Annotated in this window: 18 protein-coding genes and 1 other RNA gene; 15 read left to right on the forward strand and 4 right to left on the reverse strand. The window is 36.2% G+C overall.

Features of this window, described 5'->3' with window-relative positions:
- The first annotated feature begins 470 nt into the window (after positions 1 to 470).
- The gene (locus tag ACFIJJ_RS04990; protein ID WP_375646149.1) at positions 471 to 725 is read left to right on the forward strand and encodes a hypothetical protein; all 255 of its coding nucleotides are present in this window, start codon (positions 471 to 473) and stop codon (positions 723 to 725) included.
- A 307-nt stretch (positions 726 to 1,032) separates the two neighbouring features.
- Positions 1,033 to 1,344 (forward strand): hypothetical protein, encoded by a 312-nt coding sequence (locus ACFIJJ_RS04995; RefSeq protein WP_375623413.1) that lies wholly within the window; start codon positions 1,033 to 1,035, stop codon positions 1,342 to 1,344.
- A gap of 748 nt (positions 1,345 to 2,092) precedes the next feature.
- Here the strand turns inward: ACFIJJ_RS04995 and ACFIJJ_RS05000 are convergent.
- Together ACFIJJ_RS05000 and ACFIJJ_RS05005 are read right to left on the reverse strand one after the other, a co-directional pair.
- Positions 2,093 to 2,272, reverse strand: a complete 180-nt coding sequence (locus ACFIJJ_RS05000; RefSeq protein ID WP_375623411.1) for a YegP family protein — start codon at positions 2,270 to 2,272, stop codon at positions 2,093 to 2,095.
- A gap of 391 nt (positions 2,273 to 2,663) precedes the next feature.
- The gene (locus tag ACFIJJ_RS05005; protein ID WP_375623409.1) at positions 2,664 to 3,203 is read right to left on the reverse strand and encodes a helix-turn-helix domain-containing protein; all 540 of its coding nucleotides are present in this window, start codon (positions 3,201 to 3,203) and stop codon (positions 2,664 to 2,666) included.
- A 360-nt stretch (positions 3,204 to 3,563) separates the two neighbouring features.
- On the opposite strand from ACFIJJ_RS05005, the gene ACFIJJ_RS05010 reads away from it, so the two are divergent.
- The gene (locus ACFIJJ_RS05010) at positions 3,564 to 4,616 is read left to right on the forward strand and encodes a DUF475 domain-containing protein (RefSeq protein WP_375623407.1); all 1,053 of its coding nucleotides are present in this window, start codon (positions 3,564 to 3,566) and stop codon (positions 4,614 to 4,616) included.
- A 446-nt stretch (positions 4,617 to 5,062) separates the two neighbouring features.
- Here the strand turns inward: ACFIJJ_RS05010 and pncA are convergent, their stop codons facing one another.
- Positions 5,063 to 5,671 carry a bifunctional nicotinamidase/pyrazinamidase gene (gene pncA, locus ACFIJJ_RS05015; protein ID WP_375623405.1) on the reverse strand — a complete coding sequence of 203 codons (609 nt, stop codon included), beginning with the start codon at positions 5,669 to 5,671 and terminating at the stop codon, positions 5,063 to 5,065.
- Between the two features lie 46 nt (positions 5,672 to 5,717).
- The gene (locus ACFIJJ_RS05020; RefSeq protein WP_375623403.1) at positions 5,718 to 6,254 is read right to left on the reverse strand and encodes a hypothetical protein; all 537 of its coding nucleotides are present in this window, start codon (positions 6,252 to 6,254) and stop codon (positions 5,718 to 5,720) included.
- 162 nt (positions 6,255 to 6,416) lie between these two features.
- Between ACFIJJ_RS05020 and ettA the strand changes: the two genes are divergently transcribed.
- The 12 genes from ettA (at position 6,417) to murD (ending at position 23,781) form a co-directional block, all read left to right on the forward strand.
- Positions 6,417 to 8,066, forward strand: a complete 1,650-nt coding sequence (gene ettA / locus ACFIJJ_RS05025) for an energy-dependent translational throttle protein EttA (protein WP_273790793.1) — start codon at positions 6,417 to 6,419, stop codon at positions 8,064 to 8,066.
- A gap of 665 nt (positions 8,067 to 8,731) precedes the next feature.
- The gene (locus ACFIJJ_RS05030) at positions 8,732 to 9,670 is read left to right on the forward strand and encodes an ArsR/SmtB family transcription factor (protein WP_375646151.1); all 939 of its coding nucleotides are present in this window, start codon (positions 8,732 to 8,734) and stop codon (positions 9,668 to 9,670) included.
- 2,609 nt (positions 9,671 to 12,279) lie between these two features.
- Positions 12,280 to 12,657: a hypothetical protein gene (locus tag ACFIJJ_RS05035; RefSeq protein WP_375623399.1), complete on the forward strand. Its 378-nt coding sequence runs from the start codon at positions 12,280 to 12,282 to the stop codon at positions 12,655 to 12,657.
- Positions 12,658 to 14,009: 1,352 nt separating this feature from the next.
- Positions 14,010 to 14,519 (forward strand): lytic transglycosylase domain-containing protein, encoded by a 510-nt coding sequence (locus ACFIJJ_RS05040; RefSeq protein ID WP_375623397.1) that lies wholly within the window; start codon positions 14,010 to 14,012, stop codon positions 14,517 to 14,519.
- Between the two features lie 84 nt (positions 14,520 to 14,603).
- Positions 14,604 to 14,991: RNase P RNA component class A (gene rnpB / locus ACFIJJ_RS05045), an RNA gene on the forward strand.
- A gap of 263 nt (positions 14,992 to 15,254) precedes the next feature.
- Positions 15,255 to 16,253, forward strand: a complete 999-nt coding sequence (gene rsmH, locus ACFIJJ_RS05050) for a 16S rRNA (cytosine(1402)-N(4))-methyltransferase RsmH (RefSeq protein ID WP_375646153.1) — start codon at positions 15,255 to 15,257, stop codon at positions 16,251 to 16,253.
- Positions 16,250 to 16,654 carry a hypothetical protein gene (locus ACFIJJ_RS05055; protein ID WP_375623393.1) on the forward strand — a complete coding sequence of 135 codons (405 nt, stop codon included), beginning with the start codon at positions 16,250 to 16,252 and terminating at the stop codon, positions 16,652 to 16,654. Before rsmH ends, ACFIJJ_RS05055 begins: the two co-directional genes overlap by 4 nt.
- Entirely contained in the window at positions 16,654 to 18,396 is a 1,743-nt protein-coding gene (locus ACFIJJ_RS05060; protein ID WP_375646156.1) for a peptidoglycan D,D-transpeptidase FtsI family protein, read from the forward strand. Before ACFIJJ_RS05055 ends, ACFIJJ_RS05060 begins: the two co-directional genes overlap by 1 nt.
- A gap of 23 nt (positions 18,397 to 18,419) precedes the next feature.
- Entirely contained in the window at positions 18,420 to 19,871 is a 1,452-nt protein-coding gene (locus ACFIJJ_RS05065) for a UDP-N-acetylmuramoyl-L-alanyl-D-glutamate--2,6-diaminopimelate ligase (RefSeq protein WP_375646157.1), read from the forward strand.
- Positions 19,868 to 21,289: a UDP-N-acetylmuramoyl-tripeptide--D-alanyl-D-alanine ligase gene (gene murF, locus ACFIJJ_RS05070; protein ID WP_375646159.1), complete on the forward strand. Its 1,422-nt coding sequence runs from the start codon at positions 19,868 to 19,870 to the stop codon at positions 21,287 to 21,289. Before ACFIJJ_RS05065 ends, murF begins: the two co-directional genes overlap by 4 nt.
- Positions 21,290 to 21,311: 22 nt before the next feature.
- A complete protein-coding gene (gene mraY, locus ACFIJJ_RS05075) occupies positions 21,312 to 22,382 on the forward strand; it encodes a phospho-N-acetylmuramoyl-pentapeptide-transferase (RefSeq protein ID WP_375646162.1) in 1,071 nt (356 codons plus the stop codon).
- 4 nt (positions 22,383 to 22,386) lie between these two features.
- The gene (murD, locus tag ACFIJJ_RS05080) at positions 22,387 to 23,781 is read left to right on the forward strand and encodes a UDP-N-acetylmuramoyl-L-alanine--D-glutamate ligase (protein WP_375646164.1); all 1,395 of its coding nucleotides are present in this window, start codon (positions 22,387 to 22,389) and stop codon (positions 23,779 to 23,781) included.
- Positions 23,782 to 23,804 lie beyond the last annotated feature (23 nt).

Here is a 23,804-nt window from a genome sequence, read left to right on the forward strand (position 1 = left end):
CATTATAAATCAAGATATACCCCAACATCAGAATTTGTAAAAAAAATTCTGCGTTGAGGTAGTGTGTGAATATAACGAGGCTTTAGAGCTTTAAGAGATAGGATAGTGACTGTAGAAAAAATGTAAATTCATAGGCAAAGAATACTGATTTCTCCTTTATTGTAATAAATTAGATCACTATCAGATGGTATATCGTATATATGTATTAAAAAATTGGGAAATATCAAAAAAGTGATCTTGGATATTTTATTAAACGGGAAGGTAATCTGAGCTACAAAGGTGCTTGTTTGGTAGAATTGTACATTCGATCAATGCCCTTATGGGGATGAATATGTTTTGATGATGCTGCGGTTTATAATGAAGTCTGTGTTTATAATGATATTGTTATTTATAACAATGCATTAACATATGGTTGTGTAGTCATTCGTAAGAGTTCGCATGTTTATGAAAAATAAGAACTTTATCGTTATTTGAATATGAGTGGAGATGCATATGTTTACGCTAATGCGGTCTTTTTTGATCAAGTTTTAAAAGCTCAATGTATTGAATTTTATGGTGATACTCGTGATTGTAGAAAGGCTCGAGTTTATAATGATGCTTTAGTTTGTGATGATGTAAAGATTTGTGGGAAGGCAAAATTTTACAGAAATGCTGTGCTTTGTGACACTGAAGATTTTTGTAATGATAAAAAACTTTCATATATAGCTGCATTCCACATGGTGTAAAAAAAGAAGATAGGAACGATTTGGGCAAGGCTTGTATGATTGCATTGCGTCGTTAGTTTTTTTTGACGTTCCTTATTTTTTGTATTTTGTGTCAATAAATGTGTCGCAAATAATTGGTGTGAGTGTAGATTTAGCCGCTTTCAGAGATTTATTTGCGTCATTTATCAATGCTTTAATGGAGAAGATAAGAATGCCGAGAGTGATTGTTCACACTTGGAACATGCAATTTATTGCATTCTTTTTTTTAATTGAGGATGAAACAAATTGGTCAAGATGATCACTTGAGCGACAATTAAGGGAGATCCAAATGAGTGTAAACGAAATTTTATTGGGAGCAATGGTTGTTGTTTTGTTGTGCAGCGGGGCTATATTTCGATTTTCTTTATATTATCGCAGTCAAGTGAAAATTTTAAAAGAGGAATCTAGAAGAATAAAGCATGAGTTTTTAAGAGATTCTATGAAGATGACTGAAGAACGAGATAGAGCTATTAGAGAGCAAAGTATGGTGATTAAAAGACGTGACCAAGCAATTGAAAAACTGAAAAAACAAATTAAGCAATATGAAAAGAATGAAAAGAAATATAAAAAAATGCTTAAATTTGAAGATGATAAAGAGTGATTGTATTCATATTTTGCATTAAAGGGCATGGAAATGTGTTAGGAAGATTGGAATGAAGAGAGAGATAAACTTTAATGAAGCCAATTATGATACTGATGGAGAGATTGTATTGAAAGAGAATATTCAAGTTTACTCTGATTTTATGAAAACATTTAAGTTTATATGACAGAGCGTCGTTGGTCATAAAATAAGAGTTTATGATGATAAACCAATTTATAGGTATGCTAGTTATTAAAAAGCGCGTCTATATAATCCAGAAATTTTATATTATTGCTGGAACAATTTTGCATGTTCCTTTTAGATGTAAGGTGTAAATGCTACGATAGTTTCAGCTAATAGGTATAAAAAATTGCATGATAATAGAAAGAACGAGATATTTGTTTTTTATGAAGATGAAATGGATAAATCAGTTATGATTATTAGATACAGAAAAGAAATATTAAAAGATATTAATATCTTGTAGAGTAATTATATTTCATCATTGATGATTTATCTTCTCTTCATGTGCGTTTATTTTTATGAAAAATACAAGACTTAAGAGATTTTCTTTTTGATAAATGCTATAGAGATTTGAGTATGATTGAAAATAAACATATAATCTACAAGAATATGGATGTTATTTGTGAGTGTTAGAAATAACACAAAAACTTCCTCTCATTGAGGGAAAAACAGCCATCTTTCATTTGTCACAAAAGTAACTCAACATACCATTATACAAAATGAACGCTTATTTTAATGGTAAAGAATGTTAGGATTGTAGTTCTCTAACAAGAGCCTTATGTGTAATTTCTTTAATTTGTTCAATATTGATTAGGATATCTTGTTTTGTTGGATAACCTTTACTAGAAAAAGCAACTTTTTGTGCATCTCCTGAGATTAAACGCCAGTACCATTGATTGTGAACTCCTTGAAACACCTCAAAATACATGTTTCCCACCTCATAAAATAGCTGATAATTTTTAGGATAAATATTTAACTAATCCGTTTGTGAACATTAATGTATGTCTCTATAGGAAGCCGTCAATATATTCCCCTTAAATTTTCTGACCTTAAAAAATAATTTCTATGAGAGCTATTATTCTTTTAACAAGAAAAAATTTCTTGTCAATAAGATATGAATGAGAATTTTATACTATAAAATTATTTTTTTAATTTAAAGACACTATACTTTCATTTATAACGCAAATATTTTTATTGTCATTATAGAAACAAATTTTATAAATTATACAAAACCCCACCAGCACGGATAGAGTAAAAAATACTTTTCTCCATACTGGCAGAGTTTAATCACTTCTTGTTTTTTCTTTTGAAATAGACGTTTATTGATTAGCTATAACCTCTTTTTGGGATACGCTTCGAATGAGTAAATCAATGAATAAGCTAAGGGTATAAGAATTGGCCATTTTAGCTTTCATATCGATCAAAGAGGTTGCAGTTTTAGGGCTAAGACCGTTTGATGAACCTTGCCTTGATAAATATTGCTGCAATTTTTCATAAGAGCTATCGATTTTTTCTTGATTTAGTTTTTCATTACGATCACTGTTGGCAAGTGTTTCTTCAAGACCTTCAATTTTTTTAATAAAATAATTCCAGTCAAAATCACCTTTAGTATATTCGGTGTCAAACATTTTCCCTTGTCCAGTTAAAAGCCAATTAATATTGACACCATATAACGTGCGGTATGTTTGTAAGACACTAAGATTAGGTTCTCTCTCTCCACGCTCATAAAAAGCAATGGAATTTTTTGTCATGCTAAAACTTTTAGCTAAGGTTTCACGTGATGGATCGCCTAAAGCAAGACGTACATAACGTAAACGTTTTCCAAATATAGTTTTTGATTCAGTTTCAGGACGTGCCACGAATTATCTCCCTCGGTAAATCATCATGGTATAAATCATCAAATAATAAAAGCACACTATGTATTAATAATCTATGATATAATGTCAATATTATAGCTTTAATTTCTTTTTATTTTTTTATTTTCGTGGATAGAAAGCAATCTTTCACTTATTGTATTGACAATTGATATTCACTTCAAAACAAAATTCCTTGTTTGCTACATTTGTCTCTTGCTTTTTTTGAGAGAATTTTCATGTAACTTTACCATATATATTCTATACACCTCTGCATTAATAGATGCAACTTTAAAGAGATGCAAACTTTGGATTTGTACTGGGTGTGCTTTAGATGAAGTAGAAAATAAACTTTGAGGAATGATCATGGCCCTATTACGCTATTTTGGGTTTGCTTTTTTTTTCACGATTATTGGTGTCTTTTTAGGAGGGGTTATTGGTTGGTTTGAAACGGAAAGTATTACTGGTTTTCTTAAATATTTTTTTATTTGCGTTGTTTTAGGAATTTTGGAAATTTCTTTATCTTTTGATAATTCTATTATCAATGCCCGTGTTCTTAGTAGAATGAGTCCATTGTGGCGTCGTCGTTTTCTTATATGGGGCATTTTGATAGCTGTATTTGGGATGCGAATTGTTTTTCCATTATTGGTGGTTGTCGTTGCTGTTGGGATTAATCCAATTGCCGCAGTCAAATTAGCGATATGGGAACCACATCGATATGCTGAAGTTTTAACCGATGCGCATATGGGGATTGCTGCTTTTGGAGGAACTTTCCTTATGATGGTTGGCTTAAAATATTTTTTTGATTCTGAAAAAGAGGTGCATTGGCTTAATGTTATAGAGAGACCTGCTCAAAAGTTTGGGGCGCTTGTTGGAATTGATATTGCCATTGTTTTGATTTTGATCTTATTTGTTTCAGGTCAGATTGACGCAGAAAATAAAATAACTTTTTTATTGGCAGCTCTTTATGGACTTTTGACCTTTATCGGTGTTGAAGTTGTTGGTCATCTCTTGGATACTCCTCAAAAGACTTTAACAACAGTAGCTCACGGGGGGGTAGGGGCGTTTCTTTATTTAGAAGTTCTTGATGCTAGTTTTTCTTTCGATGGCGTGGTTGGTGCTTTTGCCTTTTCACACAACCTTTTTATTATTGCGATAGGTCTTGGTATCGGTGCATTTTACGTTCGTTCTATGACAATTATGTTGGTTGAATCAGGAACATTATTGCATTATCGTTATTTAGAGCATGGTGCTTTTTATGCAATTCTAGTTCTTGCAGTGATTATGTATTTGCAAACGATTATATCGGTTCCTGAAGTTTTAACAGGACTTGTGGGAATCTGTATTATTGGAATGGCATTATATTCTTCGATTCGTTATAAGCATCATCAATTGGATAAACATGTTGTATCTAAGTAATGGAGATTTCTTCCTTTTTCACGCTTTTGTTTATCGCATATCTTTGAATAAAAAGAGGTCTTTCATGCAAAATAAAATACTATTTTATTGCTTATTTGCGTTTTTAAAAAGTTGAATTCATTGCATGATATATTCATGAAGCCAATAATGTATAATCCCTAGGATACTTTTTGACCTAAATATAAGGCAGAAAGATGATGCTATACTTTTACCCGCTTTCAATATTATGACAAGTTCTTGCATTAATGGTTCATAAGAGGCCTTACTATTTTTTTGAATGATTTCTATTCATACATTGATTCTATTTGTAACGTGTAAGAGAATGATTTTGAAACAGGTTTGAAATGAGAGAATTTACGATACTCTGGACTCTTACTTAAATATGTGCAAAATAATTTATCCTTTATAAATCAGTGTATTATAATGGTAGATTAGAGAAGGATATTTTAAGAAACCATTAAAAGTTCTATACCAGCTTCGTTCATTGTTTTAAGCATAGTGTTTAGTGATCCGTTTACATCAATACCAGCACAGGCATTTAATGAAACACTGACTTTAAAACCGTATTGCATAGCGTGAAGAGCAGAAAATCCGACACAAAAATCAGTTGCTAAGCCACACATAATGAGCTTAGTAAAGCCATGTTCTTTGAGATAAACTTGTAAACCTGTTGGTGTTTTTTGATCATTTTCAAGAAAAGCAGAATAGCTATCCATTTTTTGGTTATAGCCTTTTCTAAGGATAAGCTGTGCCTTTTCTACTCTAAGAGATGGATGAAATTCTGCTCCTTGTGTTCCTCGTATGCAATGATCAGGCCAAAGTATTTGAGGACCATAGTCAAGAATGACTGTATCATAGGGCTTTTTTTCAGGATAGCAGGAAGCAAAGCTGCAATGGTTTTTGGGATGCCAGTCTTGGGTTAAGATAACGTGGTCAAAATGATTTATGAGATTATTGACGGCGGGTAAAATAGCATCACCTTGTGGTACGGCAAGTGCTCCACCTAATAAGAAGTCATTTTGAACATCAATGACGATTAAGGCTTTTTTTTCCATAAATATATTCCTATACGAGATGAGCTTTTATCGTATTTTTAAAAAGCTATATGTCGTCTTGAAGTTTTGAAATGAGTTGCTGGATATTGATATTATTTTTATAATTATCAAGCCAAAAGAGGGGGATGGATAAGTTTTTACAATTGGTTTTATAGTTTTTTACGAATTGTAACCACGTACCAATGGGAAGTGCACTGTATTCATTTGTTGCTATGTGTTGATGCAGAGCTTTCATGATCATTGGGCTTGGGACGTCAGATCCCATAAGGCGGCGGTCGTTTTGTAAACGTAATTTAAGCCATATCAAGGCAAGGGGTGAGGTCCATTGCTTTCCGTAGCAAAAAATCGATGAAAAAAGAGAAGGATTTTTTACTGCGTAATATAAAGCCCATAAAGCGAGAAAAGAAGGCGCATAGAGAATTGCTTTTCTTTGTGGTACCATATTACATTGATAAGTCGGTTTAATACGATAAAAATACAATGTTATATCTGGTATGGAAAAGAGAGGCAAGGTTTGATAACAGGTTTCAGGGACAGCTAAAAAGATTTGCTTTTTGCTCTTTAGGGGGATGTTTTTTTGCATTCAGGACCATACTGGGGCTTGTGAGATTAGAAAAAATGTACCAATATAAAGCGAAAAGCTTTTGATACGATGTAAGTGCTATTTACTGTACTGTTTCAAAAAGCAAAAGCAGTTTTTTTCAAAATCCTAATCTTTAATATCGCATAATATAAAGAGAAATTTATGGCACGTCAATTTATCTATCATATGGCTGGGCTTAACAAGTCTTACGGCAATAAAAAAGTTCTAGAAAATATTCATTTGTCTTTTTATCCAGATGCGAAGATCGGTATTTTAGGGCCGAATGGTGCAGGGAAGTCAACTATTTTACGTATTATGGCTGGGCTAGATAAAGAATATACGGGAGAAGCATGGATTTCTGAAGGAGCACGCTGTGGTTATCTACCACAAGAACCTTTGCTTGATGCGAGCAAAGATGTACGTGGTAATGTGATGGAAGGTGTTGCAGATAAACAGGAAATTCTTGAGCGTTATAACGAATTGATGATGAATTATAGCGAGGAAACGGCTGATGAAAGTGCACAGCTTCAGGACATTATTGACAGTCAGAATCTTTGGGATTTAGAAAGTCAAGTGGAAATGGCTATGGCTGCTCTTGGTTGTCCGCCAGCCGATGGGGATGTAACAAAACTTTCGGGTGGTGAGAAGCGGCGTGTTGCACTTTGTAAATTGCTTTTGTCAAAACCTGATTTATTACTTTTGGATGAACCGACAAACCATTTAGATGCTGAAACGACGGCTTGGCTTGAGAGGCATCTACGTGAATATCCAGGGGCCGTGCTTTTGATAACCCATGATCGTTATTTTCTCGACAATGTCACGGGTTGGATTTTAGAGTTAGATCGCGGTAGAGGTATCCCTTATGAAGGGAACTATTCTGCTTATTTGGGGGCTAAAGCCAAGCGTTTGGCTCAAGAAGGTCGTGAAGAGGCGGCGCGTCAACGTGCGTTATCCCGTGAGCAAGAATGGATCGCTTCTAGTCCAAAGGGGCGACAAGCAAAGTCAAAAGCTCGGATTAAGGCTTATGATGAGTTGGTTCAAGCCGCACGTGAGCGCCGTCCTGGAGAGGCGCAAATCATTATTCCTATTGGAGAAAGATTAGGACAAGTTGTTATTGAAGTTGATAATCTCTCTAAAGCTTATGGCGAACGTGTGTTGATTGATTCTCTTTCTTTTAAACTTCCTGCTGGGGGTATTGTTGGCGTTATTGGAGCCAATGGTATGGGAAAGTCGACCTTGTTTAAAATGTTGACGGGACAGGAACAGCCTGATTCAGGTCAAATACGTATCGGTGAAACAGTTCACATGAGTTATGTAGATCAGAGTCGCGATTCCTTGGTGGGGGATAAAACTGTTTGGGAGGAAATTTCTGGTGGAAATGACATTATTAAATTAGGCAAATATGAGATGAATAGCCGCGCTTATTGCGGGGCTTTTAATTTCAAGGGGGCAGATCAGCAGCAGAAGGTGGCAAATTTATCAGGAGGGCAGCGCAATCGCGTACATTTGGCGAAACTTCTAAAAGAGGGGGGGAATGTGCTTCTTCTTGATGAACCGACAAATGATCTTGACACTGAAACATTGGGTGCATTGGAAGATGCATTGGAAAATTTCGCTGGTTGTGCAGTTATCATATCGCATGATCGTATGTTTCTTGATCGATTGGCAACACATATTTTAGCCTTTGAAGGTGATGGTCATGTAGAATGGTTTGAAGGTAATTTTGCTGAATATGAGGCTGATAAAGTTCGTCGTCTTGGGGCGGAATCTCTTAATCCTAAGCATGCAAATTATAAACCTCTTACACGCTAGAATTTTTTTATCTCAACTTTGTTGGAATAATAGTGTATTTTATTGCGTTTGTTATTTCATAAATAAAGTGTGTGTACTCTGTGGGAGTTTTTATTCATTGAAAAGAGTAAGAGACACTTTATGAAATTATGACCTAAATAGGGTTATTCTACTCATGATATATAACCGGTTATTTTTTGTAAAACTGCAATGAAAAAGAGGGGATGAAGAGTATAGTACTATTTCTACGAATGCTCTGGTCATTGAGCATTATCATCTTTACTTAATAAAAATGCAAGCTGGCATTATTATGTTATTTTTTCTCAATAGTATGCAGTTCTTGTTTTGAGGTGGGCATAAAAGGTATTTTTATCCATCTGTCCCCTCCGTTTATGAGCTGTAAGAGAATGATTTGGATTGATTTATCATGAATAGATTTGAAATGAGAAAAATTTACGGTATTCCGGTTTTTTATTCAAGTTAAAAATGAATGAATTATTATTATAAATCAATGTATTCTCATTATAACGAGAAGCAGGGAGATAAGATCTGTTGGTTTTTTTACATTAGCTTATTTTTTTCATAGTATGATAAAATGACAAGAACAAAATAGATGAGAATATGCGCCTTATGCTTGACTTTTTTTCCTATAAACAAATGTTTATAGGAATGTTTAGGGGATGTTTATGAAAAAAAGTGCAAGTTTAGATGCAATGATTGTGCTGTTGAAAGCGGTCGCAGAAGTAAGCCATTTACGTGTTCTTAGGCTCTTACATCATGAAGATTTAACAATTCCTGATTTTATTTTTATTCTTGATCAGTCGCAAGCGTGTATATCACGATATTTACGTTTATTGTACGAAGCACGATTGATTGAGCGTTATCAGAAGGGGGATAGCCTTTATTTTAAGCTTTGTCATGATTTTTGGGGTAAAGACATTGTGATGGGTGTTCTTTCGGCTTTGCCAAAGAATGATGTGTTGTTAGCGCATGATTTAGAACGTTTGAAGGATGTTAAAAAGCAGCGTCAAAAAACGAGGAAGAAGCATTTCTTACAAAATGCATTGCAATGGGATGTATTACGGTCATCCTATATGGCAGATCATGGTGTAGAAAACGCTTTACTTGAAACCATTGGCGATAAACCATTTCAGACGATGCTGAATATTGGAAGAGGTGGAGACTCTATCTTAAAATTGTTTTCTAATCTTTATACGCATGCGGTTCAAGTCGTGCTTGATAGCAATGTTTTTCACTTGTCTGTTGGAGATACAACTTTTGATTTAGTTATTCTTCATTGGGTTTTACATTTTCTTGAAAATCCTGAAATATTTCTTCATGAGATATCAAGCGTTTTGCGTCCTCATGGCCGTTTATTGATTGTGGATTTTGGTTATCATGAAATTGAGCCTTCATATTCTGATCAAGTGCATATGCGTCTTGGATTTTCGGCTTTACAAATAGAACAATGGCTTAAAAATTCGGGACTTGTTCTAGAACAAACGGTTTGTCTTACTCCTATACAAAATGAAAACAATGAGGAGGGTATGGTTACGCTTTGGCTTGCTCGTGATCCGCGTTTATTGGTTGACGATATCAAAGATAAACAAGTAGATTTTGCATAAATCGCGTTTGTTAATGTGCTTTATTCTCTGATTTTTCTCAAGGAATAGCGTAAAGATAAAACTTTCTTCAATCATTGATAAGCTATTGTTTTTTACATTTGTATTATGTTTTTATATGGGAGTATTGGTGTTTTATAGCGGCGTGTAGGCTGTATAATGAAGCACCTTCTATAGAGTTAAGCCTATGAGGATCATTATTTAAGGTGTCTTGATATTATATTTTATTAGCCAATATATTGATTTTAAAAGATCATTGATTTTTTTAGACTCAATAAGAGGTTTAAATACAGGAATGTTGTTTCATTTCAATTTCCTGTTTCAGAATCCGAAAGAGTCTGTTTGTCTGCTACAAAAGAAGGTATTTATCTTAATGATACCGTTTGTAAAAGAAAATACATCTTTCATACATTTTCTAAATGTGAGAGCGGCTGCAATATGATATAATGCCGCACAATATAATATAGTGATGGCTCATACCTTCATAAATGTCAAAGATGGTGGTGCCCAATAGATTTTAAAATGTCTCTTTAAAACAGATTTTTAGATAAGAAGTACCTTAGAATTTTTAGTGAGGAGTGCAAAAAGATGCTCTAAAAAGACGAAAAAGTAAAAAGGTGAGACAATGCATGATTTTCATTATTTAAAATACAGCGTTATGAGCGTGTTTGAAAGTCGTAAAGGCAAATGAAAGGGATGGTAAAGATAGCAATAGTTTTTTATCTTTGGGCTTTTATGTTTCTTCCAAAATGAATGATGGCTTTTTAAGATCTCTCAAACAGATGTAAATATTTTTACTCTAATTGGGCATATAAAAGCTAGAACTTTTCACATGGCTCTCATTTGCTCTAATCTTTATTTCAAACATATTGCTATGTTTAGAGCAGGTGTTGATTTACAAGTAATAGAAAAAGTAAAAGCTTGGTAGATGACGCCATAAAATTACTCATAAATTGGTAATGATTGGAGTGATATTCTGAATTTTAAAAACATTTTGTACAACAACGGTTATAATAACGCATCTGGCTTTACGTTTATTTCTTTCTATAAGCATTCATATATGGTGTTCATCTATGTGTTTTGCATTATATTCATAAAAATAAGATTGGCGATGATCTATGGATAGTTCGTGGCTGAAAGTAGGAAAGAAAAGCGTGATATTACACTAAAGTTTCGTATCTCTTTATCATGAGAAGTTATGAAGGTTATTAAATAAGTCCATTGTTCTTGCCAAACGTATTTTCTTTCTTTTTATGTTTGCCGCTCATCTTATGACGCAGTCCGTGGGTATAGCGTAAAATTGATAGGGCACCATCGTCTTTAGTTTAAATGAAAGTTGTAAGCCGGCATTATCGTTTTATGTTTTTTATCCATATGCTTCTTCTTGTTTGTGATGTGCGATAGTATGGCTATTCATTGATTCAATAGACGAAGATTGAAAATAAGGGAACCTTACGTTCTTGAGATCTCTCATGTAAATTGTAAAATGATGAGTTATGATTGTAAATCAATGAATTGTTTACGTTAGAAGAACAGACTATAACAATTTTTGAGCATAGAAATTACTATGTGTATTATTTTACGGGATCATTTAAATGATAGAGATTAAGCAAAAATGTCTGCATTGATCTCGGTTTGTTATGTTAAGATGCGTTAGAGACTGTTGGTTATTGTAAAATGATTTATCGTGATTTGCAATGACTGTAGGGCGTGATTCGAAGCAAATACCGTTAGAGCTCTCATTTTTTCATACGATTAAGCTGTTTAAATTTTTCATTGATTGTTACATGAGGGATGTAACAATATTTTAATGATCATTTACAGAAATTTTTTATAAAAATAGATAAGATTTTATTTCTATAATTTATTGTTTTATATGAATAATTCATAGATTTCTTGCAAGAAAAAGTTTTTCATTTTTTACGGTTATTTGTGTAAGATTTTAAAAATCTACGTTTTTCTTTTTGTGGTGATTGTTGTTGGAAAAATGATTCTACTTTTACGTAGTTTGATTTTTATAGGGTGGATACGTAGAAATTACTGTTTTTTTTAATTATGATCATCAGAGTTATGAAAGAAACTATTTAAAAGTTATAATGATCGTAGATTCTAATTGGTGCTTCTAGAAATAAAATTGCTTCAAATTGGGTCATTTTGAACTTTTTTTGCCTAAATTTAAACATTTTTAAATAATTTATAATTCTTTTATGTTTTTTTGCGTAGAAGATGATAAGAATTTCTTGTTGTTTAAAGAATTTTATTCCATAGCAAGAATATTGCATCGGCTATCTTAGTGGTTGATGTGAGAGGACGATCGGGGAACCTCCTCCCCCCCCCCCCCGCGTGGATCCCCTAGATTGTCTGGCCTGACTGAGGATTTCCTCAGTCAGGCTTTTTATAATTATTTTAGGGGATGTGTAAGGTTTTATAGGGGGGAAGTGTAAGATCTGTTATTGTTTCGCCTATAGTACCTAAAGTTTTGTTAGGCGGATAGTGTTAGCGTATTCATTTTGAATAATTTGATTTTTCTTTATTGAGGCATTGTTGAATGCTATAAGGGAAATCATAAAAGGAATCTATGTTTGTATTCTGTGATCTTTAGGTAAGAGATAATGGAATCTTTTTCGCATCGTATTATTTTTGTTTTATTTGTATTTTTTATTTTTGGCGCTGTCTTTTTTGCTTCTCGAAGTAGTGTTGTTTATCAGTTTTTTTCCAGTCGCTCTTCTTTTTCTTCTCAGCAGCTTGATGTAACAGAGGAGGAGTTATTAGAGAGATTATCCGTATCTTTTCCAGATATTATCAAGCATCTTTCTAAGATGACCCCTCAACAGCAAGAGTTGTTTATTGCGCAGCTGCGTCGTGATGTAACTGCGCTTGCTGTTAAAAGTGGTCAGAGTCGTGAACAGGCTCAAAAATCTGGTGAAACTGTTGCTATGGCTCTCTCGAAAGCGATTTCTCGTCCTTCCATTGCTAATACTTATTTTTAGCTATTTTTTAATCGCGCTTTTGGGTTTTATTTTAAGGAGCAAGAGCTTTTCATTAAATCTTGAAAAGTGCGAGGAGATAATCAATTTTTAAGATAATTAACAAATTTATCTTACTCAAAAGGTAAGCAATCGGAGTATAATGGTAATGTTGCAATTATTACAGGAGAGATAGAAAGTCTATTAAGGGTATTGGTCAAGTTAATTGCATTATCAAGCGCTACAATGACAAAAGCAAAAGCGGTATTGACTATAATAAAACACATTAACTGCATTTTATATGTCAGTTATTTTTTATTTGATATGAGAAAATAAAAAATTTTTAAAGGATTTAAGCTTCCTTTGTTCTACGGATTTTAGGATATTTATCCACTTGTATTATTTCTAAAAATGAGGTGCAAGGCTAATAAGATGATAGTCTGTAACAAATAAAAAATATTTGAATGAAGATGAGAGGTCTATTTTTATTTTAAAAGGCTTTGGGGGTATTGAGCTTTCTAACATTTTTCAAAAAACAGACAAAAGTCATTGTTAAGCTTTGTTGTAGGGAAAAAGACAGATATATTTTTTAGTATATTGTTCTATAATGATAATTTATCATTTTCATCTTGAGTAAGAATCTTAAGAATTGTAAAATTCCCTCATTTTAAATTTATCCATGGTGAAAAAATTAAAATCAGTTTCTTGTACACCACAAGTAGGAGGCTTGTGTGGATAAAAGCTCTTTAAAAAAGGAATTAAAAAGCTTCTTTGAGACATCTTGAGAGCTAAAAGTCTATTGCAATATTTTGAATTGGTAAAGAGTATAATGGTTTTAGTATATTTATGAATTTTTTATGCGTAATGATGGGGGGATTTGTTGAGGTTTTATCGGACATAAAGAGTGTAGTGGGTGTTTATTAACCAGAAAGAAGTGTTGATAACGGTTTATATTTTTTGTGAAATTTTTTTGATATCGAGGATCTTCGATAAAGATGGTTTCGTCTCTATTGCTTTGTGGAATTGATCTCAATAAAAAATTTAATCATCGTATGTAAAAAATATCATATCTCTTTAAAGTGCTATTTTATAATATAAAAATCGATTGATACAATAGATATAGCAGAACTTGATAAAATATATCATTTTAGTTAATATGATATAAGTTGAGTTATAGTCTTTTAGTTTTTTTATTTGATGATATAGAGAAATCTATAATTTATGTATAAAGAGTTTTTCTTTTTATAAAGAATTTTATCTTGAAATTGTCTTAATATTTCCCTTTTCAAGCCGTTTTCTTGCTTTCTTTTTTTGTACAATACATTTGGAAATTATTTGCGGTTAGAATTTGAGAATTTTTGAGTGAGAGAAAGAAAATGCAATTTTTGAAAATCTTGTTAAATACAGCGTATGCTGTATTTTTTGTGTTTGATATAAGTTTGGCTCATAGTGTTTTAAATGTTGCAGAAACAAGAGAAGGCTTAGGGAGTGTTGCTTCTCAGATTTCTGCTCGTCCTTATGAGTTTCTTATTCAGAAACTTGCAAATAAATATAATGTTCCCGTTAATTTAGCACATGCTGTTGTAAAAGTTGAAAGTAATTATAAGGCACGTATAAAGGGGGCTGCTGGCGAAATAGGTTTGATGCAAATTAAACCCTCTACTGCACGAGGGTTGGGCTTTAGTGGTTCTGTACAAGATTTGTACGATCCTGCGACCAATCTTGAATATGGTATGCGTTATTTGGCACGGGCATATAAACTCAGTGGTGGAAGTACGTGTGGTACAATCCTGAAATATAACGCAGGCCATGCGGCAAAAAAAATGAATTCCATTTCAGCGAAATATTGCACAAAAGTAAAAACTTATCTGGCTTCATTAAAATAAAAACATCTGTTGAGAGAGGTTTGTCATAAAATATTTTAAGATGCTATTTCCACTGAGCAAAAAATGTTTTATAAACCTAGGATGTCAGTCGGCTGGGCAGCCGCGCTTGTCCAATGCTGAAATGCGGCAGGTGAGGAAAGTCCGGGCTCCATGGAAAAACGGTGCCGGGTAACACCCGGCAGGGGTGACCCTAGGGAAAGTGCCACAGAAAGTAAACCGCCTATTTTTATAGGTAAGGGTGAAAGGGTGGAGTAAGAGCCCACCGCGCATTCAGTAATGAATGTGGCAAGGTAAACCCCACCGGGAGCAAGACCAAATAGAAATGACGTGCAATTAATTTGCAGCCGATTTCCGGGCGAGTCATTCGGGTAGGTTGCACGAGGCGGATGGTAACATCCGTCCCAGATGAATGGTTGCCATGTAAAGTGTAAGCTTTACTATACAGAACCCGGCTTATAGGCCGACTGATATTTCATGATTATACGCGGTATTTTATAAGATCGATTCCATATGTGCTTTCATGGAGTCGGTGTGTTTGAAATGTATCTTTGAACAAAGAATATTAAAAAAAATTATAACATTTCTTTAAGCATAATGCGTTAGGATGCGTATCGGGATAACTTTAGCTTTTTGTTCATTGTGATTGATGTGAAAGTTGAAGGTTGAGTTATTCTGATATCAATTACCATGAGAGAGCTGTTGATTTGAAACAGCATAACTTCAAGACGGATTATTTTGATAAAGCAGGATCAAAGAGCTGAACGCCATATTCCAGTGTTGTTGCAGCCAGTTTTGGCTGGGCTTATGCCATTGGTTGGAGCAAAAGTGATTGATGGCACCTTTGGTGCTGGTGGTTATACGCGCGCTTTATTAAAGGAAGGGGCACAGGTGATTGCTCTTGATCGTGATCCTTATGCTATTAGTGCGGGACAATCGCTTGTTGATGAATTTTTTCCACGCCTTCGTTTGGTACACATGACATTTTCACAGCTCGATCGTGTCGTTGAAGAGAAGGTGGATGCGGTTATTTTGGATATTGGTGTCTCTTCAATGCAGCTTGATGAAGCAGAAAGAGGCTTTTCTTTTCAAAAAGATGGTCCCTTAGATATGCGAATGGCTCAGATTGGTTTTACAGCCAGTGATGTTGTCAATCATTTAAAGGCAAGGGATTTAGCGCGTATTTTTAAGATATTAGGAGAAGAGCGTTATGCGGGACGAATTGCACGGATGATTGAAAAGCGTCGTGTTGTTCAGCCTTTTTTACGTACGGGTGATTTGGCGTATGCTATCGAAGCGTTGGTAGGGCGTAAGCCGGGAGAGCGTATTCATCCTGCAACACGTGTATTTCAGGCTCTTCGTATCTATGTTAATGATGAAATTGGTGAATTGGCGCGTGGTTTATTTGCTGCTGAACGCGTTTTAAAAGCTGGAGGCCGTTTGGGGGTTGTCAGTTTTCATTCTCTTGAAGATCGTATGGTCAAAAGATTTTTTTCGGCTCGTTCTGGAGAATGTGGGAGATCACGCTATTTGCCTGAAATAAAGGCTGCTCCAGCAACATTTTTTCCGTTGTTTAAAGGTGGGATAACGGCAACCAAAGAGGAGTTACAAAAAAACCCTCGTTCACGTTCTGCGCGGTTGCGTATTGGTGTACGGACTGAGGCAGAGGCTCTTGCAGAAGATATGAAATTATTTGGTTTAGCAGAGATTGTCAGTTTTGAAGGCAGCAAGAAATGACAGTTTTTCGTACATTTGATATGATTTTAGTGATGATTATGATTTGTATGGCAGGTCTTACTTATAAGGTAAAATATGATGTTCAAAAACGAATGAACGAAATTCGTCATCTTGAGCATGAAATTGCTGCAGCAAAAAATACGGTGAGTTTGCTTCATGCTGAGTGGGCTGTGATGATCAAGCCTTCGCGCATGCAAAAACTTGCGAAACGTTATCAAAAAGAACTTGGATTAGAAGTTATACAGCCGCGTCAAATCGTAGAATTGAAGGACATTCCGGTACGGGTACATGATCCAATTGAAGAATTGATTAAACAAAATATTTTGGAAGATAATCAAGATATTTTGGCAAATCGGCGAGATTTTCAGATGAATGGTGTTGTCCAAAAAGGCGTGCAGTGATGAAGTCGACTTTTTTATTCTTACAGAAGAAAAAGCACTTTAAGAATTCGTTGAATAATCATAATGTTTCTGTTCGTCGTTCCTATTCCAGTCGTCCACGTTTGCTTTTTTCGTTGTTCTGCTTTTTAATTTTATATGGCATCATGGTGGCTTGCCTTATTTCTTATGGGTTGGAAGGTGGACAGATTGAAGAAGCAAAGGGGCCAGGAGTTCTTCAATTGATGGCACGGCCTGATATTGTTGATCGTAATGGTCGTTTATTGGCAACAGATATTAAAACTTATTCACTTTTTGCTGAGCCACGACGTATTATTGATGTGGATGAAACAATTGAATTGCTCTCAACAGTTTTGCCTGATCTTAATTGGCAGGAAACCTATAAGCGCTTAAAAAGAAAATCTGGTTTTTCTTGGATACAGCGTGGGTTAACACCAATGCAGAAGACACAAATTATGGCACTTGGTATTCCAGGAATTGGTTTTCGGACTGAAATTCGTCGTTTTTATCCCGATGGACCTGTAACTTCCCATATTCTCGGCATGGTGAATGTTGATAATCAAGGCATTGCAGGTATGGAAAAATATATTGATGATGCGGGTTTGAGTGCTCTGCGTGCTGCTGGTCTTGCCATGGAAGAATCATTAAAACAAGTTCAGCTTTCGATTGATGTACGACTTCAGGCAATTGTCCATGATGAACTTATTGAGGCTATGAAGCGTTATAAGGCAATTGCTGCAGGAGCGGTTATTTTAAATATACATACGGGAGAAGTTTTGGCTTTGGCATCACTACCAGATTTTGATCCTGGAAACCCTATTGAAGCTTTAAAAAGTGATCGTCTCAATCGGATGACGGCCGGAACATTTGAAATGGGATCGATTATTAAAAGTTTTACGACCGCCATGGCACTTGATTCCAATATTTTTCATTTAAACAGTATTATTGATGCTTCAAAGCCAATAAAGGCAAGTAGTGGATATATGATTCATGATTTTCACGGAAAAAATCGTCCCTTAACGTTATGGGAGGTTTTTGTTTATTCTTCCAATATTGGTTCTGCTAAAGAGGCATTGGCGATAGGGATTGATAAACATCGTGATTTTTTGCAAAAACTTGGGTTACTGGATCGACTCGTAACAGAGTTGCCTGAAGTTGCTCATCCTATTGTGCCACATCATTGGAAGGAGATCCATTCTATGACAATTTCTTTTGGGCATGGTATGGCAACAACACCTTTGCAAACAGCCGTTGCGGCGGCGGCTTTAATGAATGGTGGTTGGTTAATTCCACCGACATTTTTAAAACGACCAAAAGAACAAACTTTGCACCATGCAAAACGGGTTTTGCAAGCTAAAACAAGCCAAAATATGCGTTACCTTTATCAATTAAATAGTGATATTGGTTCTGGACGTAATGCAAAAGTAGAAGGTTATCGTGTAGGTGGTAAAACAGGAACTGCTGAGAAAGTTGAAAATGGAAAATATTCTAAAACAAAAAATTTCAATAGTTTTCTAGCTGCTTTTCCTATTGATGATCCTGCCTATGTTATTTTAACAATTATCGATGAACCAAAGCCAGAGGAGGGAACACGTTCAGCAACAGCGGCAATGAATGCTGGACCAATGCTTGCTAATATTGTTCGTCGCACGGCTAGTCTTCTTGGTGTAAAACCAGATTTTAAAAAAGAATATGAGCCTCTTTTAAGTAAAAAGAGCCATTCAAGTTTCGTTAAACAACGGTAAAATGAATATAAAGGTGCATCGTTATGTTGTTTGGAACAGTTTTTACAGAATGTCTTGAAGATCAGAATCTTTCCGCAATGAAAATAACAGGAATTAGTGCCGATTCTCGACAAGTTTTGCCAGGCTATGTTTTTGTCGCTGTTCAAGGAAAAAAAAGTGATGGAAGACACTATATAAATGATGCGATAAAGCGTGGCGCACGAGCAATCGTTACAGATTGTCATGCTGTTCTTGAGGATTTATCTGTTCCCATTTTACGTGTTTCTAATGTTCGTCATAGTTTAGCGTTGGCAGCTGCACGTTTTTACGGTTCTCAGCCTGAAACGGTCGTTGCTGTAACTGGTACAAGTGGTAAAACATCTGTTGTCTCTTTTCTTCGGCAAATTTGGACTCATGTTGGATTTTGTGCTGCGAGTATAGGAACAGTTGGTGTTGTTTCTCCTAAACGGAATGTTTATGGTTCTCTCACAACACCTGATCCGGTCGTTTTGCAACGGTTACTTTCTGAAATTTCTCATGAAGGTGTGACTCATGCAGCTCTTGAAGCTTCTTCGCATGGGCTTGATCAAAGACGTCTTGATGGAGTCCGTTTAACGGCTGGTGCCTTTACCAATTTAGGGCGAGATCACATGGACTATCACCGGTGTGTGGAGGATTATTTGCGGGCTAAAATGAGGTTGTTTGATACACTTTTGCCTGAATCTGCTCCTGCTTTGATTTTTGCTGATGATGTCTATTCACAAAGGGTTATTGATGTTGTTACACAAGCGCGCCGCCGTGTCTTGACAATTGGTCGTAAGGGGCAATTTATCACGATTAATCGTGTTGAACATCAACGCTTAAAACAGTGTATTGAGTGTCGTGTGGAAAACAATATCTATACATTTGATTTGCCTTTAGCTGGAGATTTTCAGGTAGCCAATGCGCTGATGGCAGCGGGGTTAGCAATTGCAACGGGTGCTTCACCTCGTAAGGTTTTTTCTGCGCTTGAAACTTTGCAGGGGGCACCTGGGCGGTTAGAGTTTGTGGGAAAGACAGAAAATAATGCGCCTGTTTATATTGATTATGCCCATAAACCAGAAGCTTTGGAGCAGGTTTTGCTTTCTGTTCGTCCTTTTACGCAAGGGCGTTTGGTTGTTGTTTTTGGTTGTGGAGGAGATCGTGATCAAGGAAAAAGACCTTTGATGGGCAAAATTGCAGCGGATAAAGCGGATATTGTTATTGTAACGGATGATAATCCTCGCACAGAAATGCCAGAAAAAATACGCAAGGATATTTTACAGGCTGTGCCAACAGCAATAGAGATAGCAGATCGCGGTGAGGCTATTTCTTATGCGGTGGAACTTTTGAAAGCTGGTGATACACTCATCATTGCTGGGAAAGGTCATGAGGATGGCCAAATTATAGGGCAGACAACTTATCCTTTTTCAGATCGTCTGAAAGCGATAGAAGCTCTAGAGGACCGAAAGAGATGACAGCTTTATGGGATAAGCAAGAACTTGTTGCTGCTGTTAAGGGTGTTGTAATGGGAAGTCTGCCAGAAACTTTTTCTGGGGTTTCCATTGATAGTCGTACTCTTGCGGAAGGTGATGTTTTTTTCTGCATTAAGGGGAATCATCTTGATGGTCATGATTTTGCTGCGCAAGCTTATGCACGAGGTGCAGGCGTTCTTATCGTTGCGGAACACCGTTTGAGAGATATGGAAAAGATAGCTGCTCCACTCATCGTTGTTCCTGATGTTTTGCAAGCTTTAGAAAAACTTGCACAAGCAGCACGCAAACGTTCAAGAGCTAAGATTATCGCGGTAACAGGATCAGTGGGAAAAACAACGACAAAAGAAGCTTTGAAACAAGCACTTGCAACGGCTGGGAATGTTCATGCGAATCTCGCTTCTTTAAACAATTGTTGGGGGGTTCCACTCACTTTAGCGCGGATGCCTATGGAGAGTGATTATGGTATTTTTGAAATTGGCATGAATCATAAAGATGAAATTCGCCCTCTGGTCAAACTGGTTTGTCCGCATATTGCTCTCATTACACATATTTGTGCAGGACATATGGGTTTTTTCAAAGATCTTGAAGAAATAGCAGAGGCAAAAGCTGAAATTTTTGAAGGATTGGATGAGGAAGGCATTGCCATTTTAAATGCGGATAGTGATTTTTTTTCTTATCTCGTTCAAAAAGCAAAGAAATGCGGTGTAAAAAAGATCTTAAGCTTTGGTGAGACTAAAGATGCTGATTATCAAGCGCATGATATACGTCTTCTAACCGATAGTTCTTCTATGATTGTGCGTATGGGGGGGCAGGATAGGGAGGTCCAAATTGGTGCTCCTGGGCGCCATATTGTGCAAAATAGTTTAGGGATTATTGCTACTTGTGATGCTATGGGGGTTGAGTTAGAGCCTGTTTTTCTTTCTTTTCGCCATTTTTCTTCTCAAAAGGGGCGAGGTGTTCGTTATCGACTGTCTTTATCAAATGGGGGTGAATTTTATCTCATTGATGAAAGCTATAATGCAAATCCTGCTTCTATGCGTGCTGCACTTGAGCTTCTTGCTACAGGACCTGTAGGGAAAGGGGGGCGGCGAATTGCTATTTTAGGGGATATGCTAGAGTTAGGGGAGTATAGTGAAAAGCTTCATCGTGATTTAATAAAACCAATACGTCTTTCTGGTGCTAATCCGGTTTTTCTATTTGGTGAGGCGATGAAATCTTTAGTCAGTGATTTGTCTGCTGGTGTTAAGGTTCATTATGCTGAAAATATTGAGAAAATTTTATCGCTTCTTTTAGCAGAAATTTCTTCTGGGGATCTGCTTATGGTTAAATCATCCAATAGCCTTTGTTCATCAAATATTGTGACTGCATTGCTTGATCGCTATAAAGCGGTTTCTTCATAGTTTTAAGAGGTTTTTTTATTCCATGATGCTATTTTTTTCTTCGTTTAGTGATTGGCTTCCAGGTGTGAATGTATTTCGTTATATTACTTTTCGCACGATAGCGGCTATGCTTACTTCGGGGCTTATCGTCTTTTTGTTTGGACCTAGCATCATTGCTTCTCTTAAATTGCGGCAGGGTAAGGGGCAACCGATTCGTGCTGATGGTCCTCAAACACATTTTAAAAAGGCTGGAACACCTACAATGGGTGGATTGATGATTTTAACCGGCATTGTGGTATCGGCATTTTTATGGGGTAATTTATCGAATATTTACTTTTGGGTATCGCTATTGGTTATGCTTTCTTTTGGGGGAATTGGATTTTATGACGATTATCTTAAGGTCACAAAACAAACAGACAAAGGATTTTCTGGGAAAGCACGGTTAAGCTTGGAGTTTTGTGTTGCGTCCATTGCGGCTTTTGCCATTCTGCAAATTGGCTCATCTGGATTAGCTTTGCCTTTTTTAAAAGATTACTTGATCAATTTGGGCTGGTTTTTTATTCCTTTTTCTGCTTTTGTCATTGTTGCGACGGGTAATGCGGTTAATTTGACGGATGGACTTGATGGGCTTGCTATCGTTCCTGTGATGGTTGCAGCCTTATCTTTTGCTCTGATCGCTTATCTTTCTGGTAATATGAATTTTGCTGATTATCTCCAAATCCATTATGTATCGGGAACAGGTGAACTGGCTGTTTTATTGGGAGCTGTTGTTGGGGCTGGGCTTGGCTTTTTGTGGTTTAATGCACCACCAGCTGCTATTTTTATGGGAGATACTGGTTCGTTGGCTCTTGGAGGACTCTTGGGGACTGTTGCGGTCGCTACGAAGCACGAAATTGTTTTGGCTCTTATTGGTGGGCTTTTTGTTGTGGAAGCTTTTTCGGTCGTTATTCAGGTTGGTTATTTCAAATTAACAAGAAAACGCGTGTTTCTTATGGCACCGATACATCATCATTTTGAGAAAAAAGGCTGGACTGAAAGCCAAGTGGTGATACGCTTTTGGATTATTTCAATTGTTCTTGCTCTTATTGGTCTTTCAACACTTAAATTACGGTGAGATTTTGATTTCTGTTGCGTGTTATAAAGGTCAAAAAGTTGCTCTGTTTGGATTAGGGACGTCGGGATTGGCGGCGGCACAAGCATTGATCAGTGGCGGTGCGGAAGTGGTGGCGTGGGATGATAATCCTATGAGTGTGCAAGCAGCTTTTCGGCAAAATATTCCAACAAGAGACCTTCACGATGAGGACTGGTCAGAATTTGTTGCATTGATTGTAGCTCCTGGAGTTTCTTTAAATTATCCTCAACCCCATTGGGTTGTTGAAAAAGCACGAAAAAAAAATATAGAAATTATCGGTGATATTGAGTTGTTTGTTCGTGCGCGCCATCATTTTTTACAGCATTATGGTTTGTGTGACCAAGATGTTCCTTTCATTGCAATTACGGGGACGAATGGGAAGTCAACCACAACATCTTTACTTGCGCATTTGTTGGAAAAAATGGGCTATGATGTGCAGATGGGGGGAAATATCGGAAAGGCAATATTAACCCTTAAGCCCTTTGTTAAAAAACGTATTTATGTGATTGAATGTTCATCGTTTCAAATTGATCTTACTCCCTCTCTTCAGCCGACCATTGGACTTTTATTAAATCTCACACCTGATCATATTGATCGACATGGAAGTTTTGCTTGTTATGTGCAAACCAAAAGGCAGCTGGTTGCTCAGGCTTCTCAGGCTTTTATTTCAGTTGATGATGCAGCTTGTCGGATTTTATATCAACAGTTACTTGATGAGGGGAAGCAAATTGAGGCAATTTCCAAAGATCATTCTGTTGAAAATGGTTTTTATGCAGAGGAAACGAAACTCTTTTCTGTTCGTCAAGGACAGCGCCATATGCTTGCAGATCTCGCGTCTATGGATGCTTTGCGCGGAAGTCATAATGCGCAAAACGCTCTTATGGCACTGGCAACGTTGCAGGCTTTAAAAATAACCGATCCCTTTATGAACAAGCATTTAGCAAGTTATAAAGGGTTGGATCATCGTATGCAGCAAGTGCGTAAAATGGGGGCAGTTTTGTTTATCAATGACAGCAAGGCGACTAATGCAGATGCAACAGCTCCTGCGCTTTCCACCTTTAATGATATTTTTTGGATTGTTGGGGGACAGGCAAAAAAGGGAGGAATTGAGTCTCTTAGAGAATTTTTTCCTAAAATTCGTAAAGCCTATTTGATTGGGAGCGCGGCGGAAGAATTTGCTCGCACTATTGGATCTGCTTTTCCCTTTTCTATGAGCTTAACTTTGAAAAATGCGGTGTGTGAAGCAGCTGTTGACGCAATAGGTTGTAAGGCAAAAGAGGTGACGGTTCTTTTGTCACCTGCTTGTGCAAGTTATGACCAATTTAAAAATTATGAAGAACGGGGCGAAGCATTTGTCTCTTTTGTGATGCAGTTACAATAAAAAGCATCAGTTATAAAAAAATA

The sequence above is a fragment of the Bartonella sp. TT29SHDZB genome (assembly GCF_042193395.1).
Taxonomy (GTDB): Bacteria; Pseudomonadota; Alphaproteobacteria; order Rhizobiales; family Rhizobiaceae; genus Bartonella.

Bases quoted from the DNA above. Each gene is read 5' to 3' on its own strand.
- murF (WP_375646159.1), top strand. From the start codon at position 19,868: ATGACAGCTTTATGGGATAAGCAAGAACTTGTTGCTGCTGTTAAGGGT.
- ACFIJJ_RS05020 (WP_375623403.1), bottom strand. From the start codon at position 6,254: ATGCAAAAAAACATCCCCCTAAAGAGCAAAAAGCAAATCTTTTTAGCT.
- mraY (WP_375646162.1), top strand. From the start codon at position 21,312: ATGATGCTATTTTTTTCTTCGTTTAGTGATTGGCTTCCAGGTGTGAAT.
- ACFIJJ_RS05065 (WP_375646157.1), top strand. From the start codon at position 18,420: ATGTTGTTTGGAACAGTTTTTACAGAATGTCTTGAAGATCAGAATCTT.
- ACFIJJ_RS04995 (WP_375623413.1), top strand. From the start codon at position 1,033: ATGAGTGTAAACGAAATTTTATTGGGAGCAATGGTTGTTGTTTTGTTG.
- ACFIJJ_RS05035 (WP_375623399.1), top strand. From the start codon at position 12,280: ATGGAATCTTTTTCGCATCGTATTATTTTTGTTTTATTTGTATTTTTT.
- ettA (WP_273790793.1), top strand. From the start codon at position 6,417: ATGGCACGTCAATTTATCTATCATATGGCTGGGCTTAACAAGTCTTAC.
- pncA (WP_375623405.1), bottom strand. From the start codon at position 5,671: ATGGAAAAAAAAGCCTTAATCGTCATTGATGTTCAAAATGACTTCTTA.
- ACFIJJ_RS05030 (WP_375646151.1), top strand. From the start codon at position 8,732: ATGAAAAAAAGTGCAAGTTTAGATGCAATGATTGTGCTGTTGAAAGCG.
- ACFIJJ_RS05040 (WP_375623397.1), top strand. From the start codon at position 14,010: ATGCAATTTTTGAAAATCTTGTTAAATACAGCGTATGCTGTATTTTTT.
- ACFIJJ_RS05010 (WP_375623407.1), top strand. From the start codon at position 3,564: ATGGCCCTATTACGCTATTTTGGGTTTGCTTTTTTTTTCACGATTATT.
- ACFIJJ_RS05055 (WP_375623393.1), top strand. From the start codon at position 16,250: ATGACAGTTTTTCGTACATTTGATATGATTTTAGTGATGATTATGATT.
- ACFIJJ_RS05060 (WP_375646156.1), top strand. From the start codon at position 16,654: ATGAAGTCGACTTTTTTATTCTTACAGAAGAAAAAGCACTTTAAGAAT.
- ACFIJJ_RS05000 (WP_375623411.1), bottom strand. From the start codon at position 2,272: ATGTATTTTGAGGTGTTTCAAGGAGTTCACAATCAATGGTACTGGCGT.